Source organism: Streptomyces sp. NH27 (assembly GCF_056859195.1).
In genome coordinates this window covers 1-13,148 of sequence record NZ_JACEGK010000195.1, presented here as the reverse complement: position 1 = coordinate 13,148, position 13,148 = coordinate 1, and the positions used below count along the sequence as shown (strand labels likewise).

General features: G+C 69.4%; 14 protein-coding genes. 7 read left to right on the top strand and 7 right to left on the bottom strand.

Annotated features, from left to right (window positions below; translation table 11 throughout):
- The first annotated feature begins 303 nt into the window (after positions 1–303).
- Complete coding sequence (locus AC13HU_RS17665) at positions 304–1,383, top strand: glycoside hydrolase family 19 protein (protein WP_483042837.1); 1,080 nt, start codon at positions 304–306, stop codon at positions 1,381–1,383.
- A 108-nt stretch (positions 1,384–1,491) separates the two neighbouring features.
- Here the strand turns inward: AC13HU_RS17665 and AC13HU_RS17660 are convergent, their stop codons facing one another.
- The 3 genes from AC13HU_RS17660 to AC13HU_RS17650 all read right to left on the bottom strand — a co-directional run bounded on the left by AC13HU_RS17660 (position 1,492) and on the right by AC13HU_RS17650 (position 4,471).
- Positions 1,492–2,109 carry a hypothetical protein gene (locus AC13HU_RS17660; protein ID WP_483042836.1) on the bottom strand — a complete coding sequence of 206 codons (618 nt, stop codon included), beginning with the start codon at positions 2,107–2,109 and terminating at the stop codon, positions 1,492–1,494.
- Positions 2,110–2,684: 575 nt separating this feature from the next.
- A complete protein-coding gene (locus AC13HU_RS17655; protein ID WP_483042841.1) occupies positions 2,685–3,443 on the bottom strand; it encodes an ABC transporter permease in 759 nt (252 codons plus the stop codon).
- 170 nt (positions 3,444–3,613) lie between these two features.
- Complete coding sequence (locus tag AC13HU_RS17650) at positions 3,614–4,471, bottom strand: ABC transporter ATP-binding protein (RefSeq protein ID WP_483042835.1); 858 nt, start codon at positions 4,469–4,471, stop codon at positions 3,614–3,616.
- Between the two features lie 229 nt (positions 4,472–4,700).
- Here AC13HU_RS17650 and AC13HU_RS17645 point away from each other — a divergent pair, with 229 nt between their 5' ends.
- The 4 genes from AC13HU_RS17645 to AC13HU_RS17630 all read left to right on the top strand — a co-directional run bounded on the left by AC13HU_RS17645 (position 4,701) and on the right by AC13HU_RS17630 (position 9,054).
- On the top strand, positions 4,701–5,159 hold the full coding sequence (locus AC13HU_RS17645) for a lamin tail domain-containing protein (RefSeq protein ID WP_483042834.1): 459 nt from the start codon (positions 4,701–4,703) through the stop codon (positions 5,157–5,159).
- Positions 5,160–5,579: 420 nt separating this feature from the next.
- Positions 5,580–6,506, top strand: coding sequence for a hypothetical protein (locus AC13HU_RS17640; RefSeq protein ID WP_483042840.1), 927 nt, complete (start codon positions 5,580–5,582; stop codon positions 6,504–6,506).
- Between the two features lie 137 nt (positions 6,507–6,643).
- Positions 6,644–8,095, top strand: coding sequence for an amino acid permease (locus AC13HU_RS17635; protein WP_483042839.1), 1,452 nt, complete (start codon positions 6,644–6,646; stop codon positions 8,093–8,095).
- 104 nt (positions 8,096–8,199) lie between these two features.
- Positions 8,200–9,054 carry a GNAT family N-acetyltransferase gene (locus tag AC13HU_RS17630; protein ID WP_483042833.1) on the top strand — a complete coding sequence of 285 codons (855 nt, stop codon included), beginning with the start codon at positions 8,200–8,202 and terminating at the stop codon, positions 9,052–9,054.
- A 13-nt stretch (positions 9,055–9,067) separates the two neighbouring features.
- Here the strand turns inward: AC13HU_RS17630 and AC13HU_RS17625 are convergent, their stop codons facing one another.
- The 4 genes from AC13HU_RS17625 to map all read right to left on the bottom strand — a co-directional run bounded on the left by AC13HU_RS17625 (position 9,068) and on the right by map (position 11,630).
- Positions 9,068–9,568, bottom strand: a complete 501-nt coding sequence (locus AC13HU_RS17625) for a hypothetical protein (RefSeq protein ID WP_483042832.1) — start codon at positions 9,566–9,568, stop codon at positions 9,068–9,070.
- Complete coding sequence (locus tag AC13HU_RS17620; RefSeq protein WP_483042831.1) at positions 9,565–9,879, bottom strand: hypothetical protein; 315 nt, start codon at positions 9,877–9,879, stop codon at positions 9,565–9,567. Before AC13HU_RS17620 ends, AC13HU_RS17625 begins: the two co-directional genes overlap by 4 nt.
- A gap of 129 nt (positions 9,880–10,008) precedes the next feature.
- Complete coding sequence (locus tag AC13HU_RS17615) at positions 10,009–10,467, bottom strand: TlpA family protein disulfide reductase (RefSeq protein WP_483042838.1); 459 nt, start codon at positions 10,465–10,467, stop codon at positions 10,009–10,011.
- A gap of 395 nt (positions 10,468–10,862) precedes the next feature.
- On the bottom strand, positions 10,863–11,630 hold the full coding sequence (gene map, locus AC13HU_RS17610) for a type I methionyl aminopeptidase (protein WP_483042830.1): 768 nt from the start codon (positions 11,628–11,630) through the stop codon (positions 10,863–10,865).
- 57 nt (positions 11,631–11,687) lie between these two features.
- On the opposite strand from map, the gene AC13HU_RS17605 reads away from it, so the two are divergent.
- Together AC13HU_RS17605 and AC13HU_RS17600 are read left to right on the top strand one after the other, a co-directional pair.
- On the top strand, positions 11,688–11,954 hold the full coding sequence (locus AC13HU_RS17605) for a helix-turn-helix domain-containing protein (protein WP_483042829.1): 267 nt from the start codon (positions 11,688–11,690) through the stop codon (positions 11,952–11,954).
- A 536-nt stretch (positions 11,955–12,490) separates the two neighbouring features.
- Positions 12,491–13,039: a DUF1062 domain-containing protein gene (locus tag AC13HU_RS17600; protein WP_483042828.1), complete on the top strand. Its 549-nt coding sequence runs from the start codon at positions 12,491–12,493 to the stop codon at positions 13,037–13,039.
- Positions 13,040–13,148: the final 109 nt, after the last annotated feature.

Sequence of the window (13,148 nt, the reverse complement as noted above, 5' to 3'; positions counted from 1 at the left end):
GTCCCACCACGCCCCCTTCCGCTCCCCGCGCCCGCCGAATAGCGAACTCCCCACCTCGGGCCAGGCGCCCACTCGCGCCCAGCAGGCCGCTTCGCTCCGCGCCCCGCCACCGCCTGCGAGGGCGGCACACAGCGGGCAACTCCGGGTGACACCGGGCACCCGAGAGCGAACACCGGGCCGAACCCCACCCGTTGAGTTCCCGCCGACCGACTCGGGATTGGTCTGGACTATTGACAGGTTCAGACCATTTCCGTTTGAGTGCTGACCCCGGTCCCACTTCGCACCCCCACAAGGAGTGGTCACGTGTCGAGACAACGGTTCATCGCCTTCCTCACCGCGCTCGCGGTCGCGGTCGGCCTGGCGGTCATGGTCCCCTTTGCATCCTCCGCCTCGGCCGCGGACTGCGCGGCCGCCTGGAGTTCCTCCTCCGTCTACACCGGCGGTCAGACCGCCTCCTACAACGCGCGCAACTGGTCGGCGAAGTGGTGGACCCAGGGCGAGACGCCCGGTGCCGCCGACGTCTGGGCCGACCAGGGCGCCTGCGGTAGCTCAAGCGGCGGCACCGGCGGCTCGACCGGCGGCAACGACAGTTGCAGCTACCCCGCCTGGGTCGCGGGCCAGAACTACGTAACCGGCGACATCGTGCAGTACACCAACGGCAGCGACTACATCGCCACCCACGACAACCCGGGCTACGACCCGACCATCAGCACCTGGTACTGGAGCCCGTACAGCTGCTCCGGCGGTGGCGGCACCACGCCCCCGAGTGACGGCGGATTCGTGGTCAGCGAAGCGCAGTTCAACCAGATGTTCCCGAACCGGAACTCCTTCTACACCTACGCCGGCCTCACCGCCGCCCTCAGTGCCTACCCGGGCTTCGCCACCACCGGCAGCGACACCGTCCAGAAGCAGGAGGCCGCGGCCTTCCTCGCCAACGTCAGCCACGAGACCGGCGGCCTCGTCTACGTCACCGAGATCGACAAGTCCGGCAACTACTGCGCCGATGAGCCCTACGGCTGCCCGGCCGGCACGTACTCGTACTACGGGCGCGGCCCCATCCAGCTCAGCTGGAACTTCAACTACAAGGCCGCGGGCGACGCGCTCGGCGTCGACCTCCTGGACAACCCCAGCCTCGTCGAGACCGATCCCGCCATCTCCTGGAAGACCGGACTTTGGTACTGGGACACCCAGACCGGACCGGGCACCATGACCCCGCACAACGCCATGGTCAACGGCGCCGGCTTCGGCGAGACCATCCGCAGCATCAACGGCAGCATCGAGTGCAACGGCGGCAACCCCGCCGAGGTCCAGGACCGCGTCAACGCCTACGAGAACTTCACCTCCATCCTCGGCGTCCCCGCGGGAAGCAACCTCTCCTGCTGACCTGAGCCCTGCTCCACCCGCGCCCCGCGCATCGACGTGCCCCGCTCCTGGCGGGACACGTCGGCGTGTCGAGACGACGAGCGGCGCGAGCGCACCGCCGCCGGGCCATCACCGGCCGGCCTCCGGGACTGCGCCGATCGTCGCGTCGGCGCCGCCAGCGGCTATCGCGTGGGGGCGGGAGCCGCGGGCACGATCACGGACCTTCTTGACGTACGAGCGTGTGAACGCCGCCGGCAGGCCGAAGCCGAGCACCTGGACGATGACGCGGGGCAACATCCCGGAACCGGTGGCCTCGCAGGCGAGGGTGGCGACCGCACTGAGCGCGAAACCGATCGTCCAGGCACCGGTGAGCACCGTGCAGGTGCGACGGAACATCGGACTGAGCCAGACCTCCGGCGCGGTACGGCGCTTGGCGATGCCCAGGGTGAACGGCCGCCGCACCAGCAGGGTCACCGCTGCTATAAGTGCCAGCCACGCCGAGGACAGTCCGCTCGCGTAATCGTCCAGCGGCGAGTGGGGATCTGCGAAGGCCACCGCGGTCAGCACACCGAAGTAGGTGATGGTACCGAACTCCAATATCTGTGCGTCCGCGGTCACTCCGGCCCTGCGATCCTTCACCAGGAAGAGCACGCCCAAGGCCAGCGCCAGCAGCGCCGCCCACTGCCAGGCAAGGCCCGACACGACGGAGAACACGATCCAGGGGAGAAATCCTCGCAGCTGATTCACGGCCACCGCCCCTTCCGTTAATATGTCAATTCACGACCCGGCGGGAATTTCCCGCTGCTCGAAAATGTACGGCGGCGGCAGCGCCACGTCGTCCACCCCCGGGTTGATTCCAGGGTGGAGAAATTTCTCCACCCTGGCTCCACCCACGGATGGATGACAGCCCTCGCCGCAGGTCATAGCGTTGTCGCAGACGAGGTCGGAGCACGCCAATTAACCACGGGCCCGGCGTCGTCCCCTTTAATCGAGCGAGCAGGGAAATGCGAGGCCGCCATGTCCATGATTATCAGCCCGAATCACCGCCGGCACCGCGGCAAGCATGCATTCGCCGGAACGGAGCCGCTGCGCTACCGGTCAGATGAGTCAAGGGAATGCAGTCCCATGCCGGGTACATCGATGAGTTCGGGCATGGATGTGCGGTGCGCCACGGCTCCGCCACGCCACCCGCACCGGCCCCCTCCACCAGCACCGCCACCGCCACCGGCCCACCACATCCACGCGCGAGTCGGCCGAAGTCCGCGTTTCCTACGGCTCCCTCACCCGCCGGCCGCGATGTTCCCGACCGATCACGGGTCGCTTCACGCGTCGTCGCGGTTCTTCCAGCGGAAGGTGAACAAGCACAGCAGCAGGCCGCCGATGCACCACGCGCCGAGGACGAGGGCGGTACGGCCGAACTCCCAGGCGCCCGCCGGTTCGAGGGCGGCCGCGGCCTGCGGCAGGAAGACCCCGCGCAGCCCCTGGCAGAGCCATTTGAGCGGAAAGAAGGAGCCGACAGTGAGCATCCAGTTCGGAATGGTGTCAATAAGGATGTAGACGCCAGAGATGAACTGGAGCACCAGGAAGGGCAGGATCACCACGGAGGTGGCGCTGCGTCCGGACTTCGGCACGCTGCTGATCGCGATGCCGAGCAGCGCGCATCCGGTGATGCCGAGGACAAACACCCAGCCGAAGGTCAGCCACTTGACGGGCGTGGAGGGCAGGTCCACGCCGTACACGGTGGTGCCGAAGACGAGGAGGATGGCGGTTTCGAGGATGCCAGTGGTCAAGACCAGCCAGATCTTGCCGAGGAAGTACGCGGCCGGGGGCATCGGGGTGCCGCCCAGCCGCCGCAGCACCTTCTCGTCCCGCTCGATGGCGATCGAGATGCCCAGCGACTGGAAGCTGGTCGACATGATGCCGGAGGCGATCATCGACGTGACGTAGTACTGGGACGCGCTGGTGCCCGTGTTCTTCATGTTGTCGCTGAAGATCGAGGCGAAGAGGAAGAGGAAGATGATCGGGAAGGCGAAGGTGAAGACGACCTGCTCACGCTGACGGAAGAAGAGTTTGATCTCCATCGCGCCCCGCAGCAGCCCGAGTTGCCAGGCCCCGGGCAGTCGTGCGGTGTCGGTTCGGCCGCCGCCTGCGGGACCACGGTCGGCGCGGGAGACGGGGTCGGCGCCGGGGTCGGCGCTGAGGGCCGGGTCGGGCTCGGGGTCGGCTGCGGGTGTCCCGGCGTTCGCGGCGGTCATCGCGGGATCTCCTGTCCGATGAGTCGCAGGTAGATGTCCTCAAGGGTCGGCTGGGTGACCCGTAGTGCGGGTATCTCCCCGTCGAAGCGCCGGGCGAGTTCGATGACGGTGCGGGTCGGGGTGTCGGTCTCCTCGGAGTGAGGGGTGCCGTCGGGTTCGGCCCAGTGCACAGTCGCCCGGGCATCGGCGCGGCCGGCCAGCGTGCCGGGCGTGCCCTCGGCGACGACCTTGCCCGCGGTGATCACGGCGAGCCGGTCGGCGAGGGCTTCGGCTTCCTCCAGGTAGTGCGTGGTGAGGATGATGGTGGTGCCCTCGTCCGCGAGGGAGCGGATCAGTTCCCAGAACTGCCGCCGGGCCACCGGGTCGAAGCCGGTGGTGGGTTCGTCGAGGAGCAGCAGCCGGGGGGCGCCGATCACGCCGAGAGCCACGTCGAGTCGGCGACGCTGGCCACCGGAGAGCGCTTTGACCCGGCTGTTCGTCTTCGCTTCGAGCCCGACCAGCGCGATCACCTCCGCCGAGTCACGTGAGTGCGGGTAGTAGCGGGCGAAGTGCCGGATGGTCTCGCCGACGGTGAGCTCGCTGACCGCCGACTCGTCCTGCCACACGATGCCGACCTGCGCCTTCCACGCCCGGTCGGCGGTGGCGGGGTCGGCGCCGAGGACGGTCACCTCGCCCTCGTCGCGCGAGCGGTGGCCCTGGAGGATCTCCACCGTGGTGCTCTTCCCCGCGCCGTTGGGCCCCAGAATGCCGAACACCTCGCCCGCCCTGATGTCCAGGTCGAGCCCGTCCACCGCCATGACGTCGCCGTACCGCTTGCGAAGACCCCGTACGCGTACCGCGTCCCCCTCAGCCATGCGAACCAGTGTGCCGCGCCGCGGCCGCCGCCCGGTTGGGAACGGCGAAACCGTGCGAACGGGTGAACGGGCCTGCGTGTGCCCGTACTTGAGGGGCATGCGTCCGGGGCGCCGTTGTGTCCCGGTTGGATAACGGGCGGGCGGTGCGGGAGGTTCGTCCTTACTCTGACTGTCCTACCGGGTTCGCCAGGGGGGCACCCGGGATCGATCAGGGGACGTCAGGGACATCATGAATCGCTTTCGCATGCTCGCCGCCGGTTCCGTGGCGGGGGCAGCCGTCGCCGGGGCGCTGCTCGTGCCGACTCCGGCGAGCGCGTCGGCCGGGTCCGTACACCTGTACAAGATCTACTACAACAGCCCGGGGCCGGACCGGCGGACGAACGCCAGCCTCAACGCGGAGTACGTACAGATAGCCAACACCACCGGCAAGTCGGCGAACCTGAAAGGCTGGACAATAACGGATGCGTCGAAGCACAAGTACACCTTCACCACTTACACACTCGGCAGTCACAAAACCGTGACCATACACACCGGCAAGGGCGCCAACACGGCCGCCAACCGGTATCAGGGCCGTTCCGCTTACGTCTGGAACAACGACAAGGACGCGGCCACGCTCAGATCTTCCAAGGGCACCAAGATCGACACCTGCTCGTACAACTCGACGCGGGTCGCGTACAAAATGTGCTGACGGCACGCCCGCCGAGTAGGGCGCGGCGGGCAACCGGGAGGGGCGGCGGAGCGGCGTTACGGGTCGCCGCCCCACCCGCTTTCGGGGGGATGTTTGGCATCCATGCCGCATCAAAGCCGCAAAGGCGAACAGCGGGCGAGACGGCGATAGCAGGTATTTGACACGCCGGGAAAGCCACTCGTAGAGTCAGCCCCCGTCAACTCCGAGTAATTCCCAAGCCAAGGACAGCACAGGGCGGAATTTCCGTTTTGGCGCGTTCCGAGAGCCGTGACCACCCCCGCCCCACCGGGGAGACGGCGTCTACTGGCGACTGACACACGCGCCGACGATGGAGACTGAGGACGGGGATGCACGGTGAGTAGCCGGCACCAGCGCGAGCCACGAAAGAAGCCGCGGAACCCGTCCTTCGAAGGACGGTACATCTGGCACTCCGCGGCCGACGACCGGCAGTTAGCGGACGCCTGCGTGGATGTGCAGGCAGGCCGCTATCTGAGCGCCTCCGAAACCCTGCGCGCGACCGGGGACGACTTCGGGTTGCGCGCACACCGGTCCCTGGTACTCGCGTCCGAGGCATGGGACTCGGATCTGACGGAGCGTTGGGTCGCCGAGGAGCCGTGCGCCGAGTCGGCGCTGCTGTGGGCCCGGGTCGCCGTCCTGCGGGCGCTGCGCGCCGCGGATGCCAAGGACGACCGCGCCACCGCTCTGTCCCGGATCGCCCTGGCCGCCTGCCAGCAGGCGGCCAACCAGGCGCCGCAGGACCCGACTCCATGGGTCGCCCAACTCGCACTGGCCCGCTTCCATCGGTCCTTCGACCCAGCCCCACAAGGCTTGTTGACCGCGCCGTCCGGACCCTGGCGGCTGATGTCCCACATTCTGCGGCTCGACCCCTGGAACCGCGAAGCACACCACCGCTTCCTGTCCATCTACTTCCCCCGCCACGGCGGCAAGGCGTCCGAAGTCTGGGACGTGGCCGCCTTCCTGAGCCAGCGGGCCCCGAGCGGATCACCACTGTCGCTGCTTCCGCTGGTGGCCCTGGTCGAGAACTACAACCCGTCGACACCACTCGCCTACAAGATGTGGGAGCAACCGCCGTGGAGCACAGCGGCGTTGAGCATTTACCACAAGTGGCTCCCGCATGTGCCCGGTTACCGGTTCACACCGGTGGTGGATCTGTCGTACCTCGCGCACGCGCTGGTCATGGCGCGCAAGGAGTTCGAGGCGCGGGCGACCTTCATGTTGATGGGCCCGTATGCCTCACGCATGCCCTGGAGCGCGTTCGGCGCCCCGGAGGAACAGCTCACGAAGGCCCGCGAGGCGTGCGGCCTCACCGTGCCCGGCGGTCCGTGAGCCCATACCGGTACCGGTCGACCAGAATCCCACCAGAATGGACGGTTTGTATGTCTGACCCAGCAGTGACCAGCCGCGCGAGGAGAACGGACCAGGCGGCACCGATCGCCCTCGACGACGACGCCACGCTGCACGCGATGGGCTATCCGCGCAAATTGACCCGGCGATTTCGGGCATTCGACAATTTCGCGATATCTTTCACCATCATCAACATCATTTCCGGCATCTTCTCGGCGTTCGGCATGGGAATGGCCGGCGGTGGGCCGCGCATCCTGATCTTCGGCTGGATCGGCGTGTCGGTCATGGTGCTCTTCATCGGGGCCGCCATGGGCGAGATCGCCTCGGCCTACCCGACCAGCGGTGCGCTCTACTTCTCCGCGGGCAAGCTCGCCAAACGGCACAACGGCGCCTGGGCCTGGTACACCGGCTGGTTGAACTTCATCGGCCAGGTCGCGGGCACCGCCGCCACCGACTACGCCGGCGCGACGTTCATCCAGTCGTACATGGCCATGCAGTGGGACTACACGCCCACGCTGAAGAAGACCGTGCTGATCACCGCGGCCATCCTGCTGCTCCACGCGCTGCTCAACACCTACACGGTGCGGTTGGTCGCCCTCATCAACCGGATATCCGTGTGGTGGCTGATCATCGGCCTGCTGGTGATCGTGATCTCGCTGATCTCGGTGCCGTCGCACCACCAGCACGCGAGCTACGCCTTCCACTACGTCAACACCACCGGCTTCCACAGCGCGATCTACGCCGGGTTGCTCGGTCTGCTGGTGACCAGCTGGACCTTCACCGGTTTCGACGGCAGCTTCCACATGTCCGAAGAGACCGTCCAGGCCACCGTCAACGCCCCCAAGGGCATCGTGCGCGCCATCGGCTACTCGGCGCTCACCGGCCTGATCCTCATGGTCGCCCTGGTGTACTCGATCCGTGACTACGGCTCCGAGGTCACGTCGTCCGCCCCGCCGGTCCAGATCCTGCTCGACGCGCTCGGCCAGGGTCTGTCCAAGGCGATCCTGGTCATCATCATCGGCGCCATGCTCTTCTGCGGCCTGGCCAACATGACCTCCAACACCCGCATGATCTTCGCGTTCTCGCGGGACGGCGCCATGCCCGGTTCGCGGCTGTGGCACTCCGTCTCCCCGCGCACCCGCACGCCCGTCAAGGCCGTCTGGCTGGCCGCGGCCTCGTCGCTGGTGCTGGTGCTGCCGGGCTGGTGGTCGCACACCGCGTTCAGCGCCGTGGTCAGCGTCAACGTGGTGGGCCTGTTCCTCTCCTACGGCATCCCGATCTTCCTGCGGCTGCGGCTGAAGGACGACTTCCAGGCCGGACCGTGGCACCTCGGCCGCTGGAGCAAGCCGATCGGCATCGTCGCAGTACTGTGGATCATCACCAGCAACGTGCTGTTCATGCTGCCGCAGGCCACTCCGATCACCGCGAGCACGTTCAACTACGCACCGATCGCACTCGCGGTGGTCCTGGTGATCGCGACGCTGTGGTGGTTCGCCACGGCCCGCAAGTCCTTCCACGGACCGGTCAGTTACGGCGGTCCCGACGAGGTCGCGGCAATGGACCTGGTCTGAGGAGCCGCGCTGATCACGCCGGCGAACCGGACCAGGCAGTAGTCCAGCGGAGACCGGCGCCACGCCGGCGGACCGGCACCATGCCGGTGGAAGGAGAGGAACACGTGCGGGACGACCTCATCGTCACCCAGGCGACGGCTGCCGAGTGGGACGAGATCGTGGCGTGGACCGCCGACGAGGGCTGGAACCCCGGCCACGGCGACGCGGCCCACTTCCTCCCCAGCGATCCGGCCGGTTTCTTCGTCGGCCGGCTGGACGGCCGCGTCGTGTCGGCCGTCTCGGTCGTCGTGTACTCCCCCGAGTACGCCTTCCTCGGCTACTACCTGGTCCATCCCGGCCACCGCGGCACCGGGCTCGGCCTCGCAACCTGGAACGCCGCGCTGCCCCACGCCGAGGGCCGGGTGATCGGTCTCGACGGGGTTCCGGCGCAGCAATCCACTTACGCGCGCGCCGGGTTCATCCCGGCCTACCGCAACATCCGCCACACCGGCCGTCCCCGCACGGCCGGTGCGGCGGCGGACCCCGCCGCGCTCGCGGTGGAACCGCACCACCTCCAGGCGATCGCGCAGTACGACCGCGACTGCTTCCCCGCCGCCCGCCCCGACTTCGTGTCCCGCTGGATCTCCGCTGCCGGCCACACGGCCCGGGTACTTTTCGGCGCCGACGGCCGCGTCCGCGGGTACGGCGTCATCCGCCCGGCGCACCAAGGCCACCGCGTCGGGCCGCTGTTCGCGGACACCCCCGAAGAGGCCGGCATCCTCTTCGACGCCCTCGTCGCCGCGTTGCCGCCCGGGGCCGAGGTGGCCATCGACATCCCAGACCTGTACCCGGCCGCCGCGAAGCTCGCCGCCGACCGCGGTCTGGCCGCCAGTTCGGAGTGCCTGCGTATGTACACCGGCCCCGTACCGGCGAGCCGCGTCGATGCGGTCTACGGCACCACGACCCTCGAACTCGGCTGACCCGCAAGGCCGATCAGCAGCTCGGCCGCTCGCCGCTGACCGCTGACCGCTCACCGACCAGCAGCAGCGACAGGTCGGTGACCATCGGCTCGGGCCTGCTGCCCAGCCGGAACGCGATGCGGTACGGCGTGGCCGGGATGCCGCCCTTCTTCACGGTCCCGGTCCAGTACGAGATGTCGGTGCCCGGGTAGATCTTCCGGACCGGCTCGCACACCGACGGGTCGATCTCGACGGCGTCGATGGCAAGGTACGCCTCGCACTCCAACGGGATCGCGGACCACAGGAGTTGGTCGCCGGCCCGGACCACGGTGCGCAGCAGCTCGGTGCCGTGGCCGGTCGAGCCGGCCGCCTTCCCGGTGTCGTACATGTACAGGTTGCGGTGCAGTCCGTCCGCGGCGAGCGCGCCCACCACGTCGATCACCGCGGCGATCGAGATCGGCCGCCGGTCGGTCTCCCGGCCCCGGCCGCCGTCGGCCGAACCCGCCCCGCTCGTCATGTGCTTCGCCGCGGTCATCGCCGATCCCCTTCCGGATTACGGCAGTTCGCCGCATCTGGGCCGAGCCCGACGGCCGCCCTGATCGGCAGCGGCCCGAGCCCGGCCTTCGTGAACCCGTTGCGCTTCGGGGCGGTCCTGATCCGGACCGCCGAGTCGTATGCCAACCGCGCCGGCTCCCACCTCCACTGCCCGTCGCTCTCCATGGGTTCGTGCAACTCGATCCGCATCGTGTAGCCGTACGTGCCCGGCCGGGTGGTGTCCACGGACGCGGACCAGTACCAGCCGTCGGTGACCTGGTCGGGCGAGCCGTAGACCGCCGGGTGGAGCACGCCCTTGTCGACCGCCTCACCGGAGATGGCGCCGAGTGCCGGCTCGGGGTGGGCGTGGCCCGCGGGGAACCGGCCGGGCTTCGGGGTGTACAGCGCACCGGTGATGTCGGACGCGGAGACGGAAGCGGACTAGGACGCGGCAGCCGTGTGCGTGGCGGAGGGCTGCCCGGACGGCGGCGGCACGGGAGGCGACGCGGGGAGGAAGGGCTGGAGCATCCGCCGCAGGTCCGCCTCGCCGAGGATGCGCAACGCGCGGGCGGCGATCCTGCCTTGCGTGTCGATCACGACGGTGGCCGGCACGCTCTGCGGATTGACGCTGTTCCTGGGGAACTTCAGCACCTGTCGCCCGGACGGGTCGAACAGGCTCGGGTAGGGCAACGCGAACCGCTTCGCGAAGGCCGCGCCGTTCGTCCGGGAGTAGTCGCGGGTGTCGATGCCGAGGAACCGCACGCCCTGCGCGCGGGTGGACGCGGCGACCGCGGCCAGCCCGGGCGCCTCGGCGCGGCAGGGCCCGCAGTTGCTGGACCAGATGTTGATCACCACCACGTGGCCCTGGTACGCGGCGAGGCTGTCACGGCCGCCGCTCAGCGTGGTACCCGTCAGGTCGGGAGCAGCGACGCGCCGGGCCGCGGCGATCGGCGCGAGGTCGTCGGAACCGGCCGACGCGGAACCGCCGTTGCCGCCACCACCCCCGCACGCGGCGAGCAGGGGGCAACGGCCAGCGCGGCGAGCAGCGTTCGCGGGGTACCGCTCCGCCGCGTCCGGACAGACCGGCGCGGCGCTCCCGAACGAGGAATCCGGATCACGCCGCCCAGCCTCGCACAGCGCCCGAACTCACCCGCGCCCGGGCCTGGTTCGGATGACCGTGGTGAGCGTGCACGTGCGGATCCGCGGCAGCCCGTTGGCCGCCATCAGGCCCTTCGAAGAGCAGAGTGAAGATCGGCGCCTGCGGCCGGTCGTGGGCACGCGCGGCGCGTGGAAGGTCACGGCAGCGTCAGCACCCGCGGGCCGGACTCGGTGATGGCGACGGTGTGTTCGATGTGCGCGGCGCGACTGCCGTCGGTGGTGCGCAGGGTCCAACCGTCGGCGTCGGTGACATAGGCGTCGCGCCCGCCGGACATCAGCATCGGCTCGATCGCCAGCGTGAGGCCGTGCCGCAGCGGGAAGCCTCGGCCCGGACGGCCGCGGCCCGGCACGTGCGGGTCCTCGTGCATCCGCCGCCCGATGCCGTGGCCGCCGAAGTCCGCGGGCATCCCGCAGCCGACCGAGCGGGCCACCTCGCCCACCGCGTACGAGATATCGCCGATCCGGTTGCCGACCACGGCGGCCGCGATCCCCGCGTCGAGCGCGCGCCGCGTGGCGTCGATCAGCGCGGTGTCCTCGGGGCGGGGCGTGCCGACGATGAAGCTGATCGCGGCGTCGCCGGTCCAGCCGTCGAGTTCGGCACCGCAGTCGATGCTGACCAGGTCGCCGTCACGCAGCCGGTAGCCGTTCGGGATGCCGTGCACGACCGCGTCGTTGACCGACGCGCAGATCACCGCGGGGAACGGCACGGGCGCGAACGACGGCCGGTACCCGAGAAACGGCGAGGTCGCGCCCGCCTCGGCCAGCACCGTACGGGACGCCTCGTCCAGTTCGGTGAGTGCCACACCGACCGCGGCGGCCGACCGCGCGGCGTCGAGCGCGTTGGCCACCACCCGTCCGGCCTCGCGCATCGCGTCCAGTGCCGCGTCCGTCTTGATCTCGACCATGAAGCGCGCCTCACCATTCTCATACCGGATAAGTATCCCGGTATTAGTATCACGTCCATGGTGCGAAATCCCCTGACCCCCGAGGAGCGAGCCCGCGGCGAACGCCTCGGCGCCCTGCTCCGCGCAGCCCGCGGCGACCGGAGCATGACCGCCGTCGCGGCCGCAGCCGGCATCTCCGCGGAGACGCTGCGCAAGATCGAGACCGGCCGCGCCCCCACCCCGGCCTTCTTCACGATCACCGCCCTCGCCGCCGCCCTCGGTCTGTCCGCCGACAGCCTGGCCGCCGGCTGCGCCACGCCGGAGCCCGAAGCCCTGACCGCCTAGCGCCCAGTTCCCAGTTCCCAGCTCCCACCCAGCGGATCATCCGACCGGTGCGGGCGGGCGTCGTTGCGCCCGCCGGCGGGACGGCGGGATCCGACGAACAACGAGCGGGCCCGGCCGCGACCACGTTTGCCCAAAACGGTCCGGCAGAGCGGGCGTGGGAAGAACCCGCCGCAGGACACCGCACCTCCACCGCCGCCGTCACAACCGCCTCGCCGCCGCCATCGCCGCCGCGACCCGGCTCCGGCACTGACTCCGGTACCGGCTCCGGCGCGGGCTTCTGGCTCCGACTCCGACTCCGGCACCGCTCCGCTCCGCTCCGATCCGATCCGCCGGACAGAACCTGGGCGGCGCGACGCTCGAAAACCAGTGGAACAGCGCCGCCGTGCGCCGCTACCGTGCTGCCGGCCCAATTCGTCCAGGCAAGGACGCACCGTTGTACACCCTGTGAGACCTCCCGAGCGCTGATCTGTTGCGCGTCGCCATGTGCGCCGCGCCTCTTTTTGCTGCGGACTTCTCACTGAAACCGGTGTACTTCTGTGCTCGAAAACTGGGTGGTCGCACCCACCTGCCTGCCGCTCGTCCGCCGCCGTTGCCATGCGTGCGGCTCCGATCGTTTCCGGGCAAACGGCAAATTTCGTGTCAACGCCAACCACAAGCTCATCGACGCCTGGCTCCTCGCGCTCTGTACCGCTTGCGAGGAAACCGCCAAGCTCACGGTCCTGGAGCGGGTGAAGGTGCGCTCCATACGGCCTGAGCTGCTGGACCGGCTGCATGACAACGACCTTGCCCTGGCAGCCGAGTTGCTCCAGGACCCGGTCGTACGGCGCCGCAATCGCATCGCCCTCGACTGGGACGACGCCTGGCGCCTCGACACCGGCGGATCGGATCGCCCGGACCGCGAGGCGATCGACGTCTCGGTCCACTTTGCGGCGCGGATCCCCGTCCGGCCGGTACGGCTGATATCCGACGGCTGCGGCCTTTCGCGGGCCGAGGTCGAGCGACTGATCACGGAGGGGAAGATCGTTTCGGCGGTCCGGCTGACCGGCAAGCTCTCCGGCGACTTCACCTTCATGCTCAAAAGCTGAGTCCGGAACCCGGGACCCCAGGCCCCCGGGACCCCGGGACCTGAGCCCGGAACCTGGGCCCGTCCGGCAATGATCCGCCGAACGGGCCCCAGGAGTTCCACCGACGGAG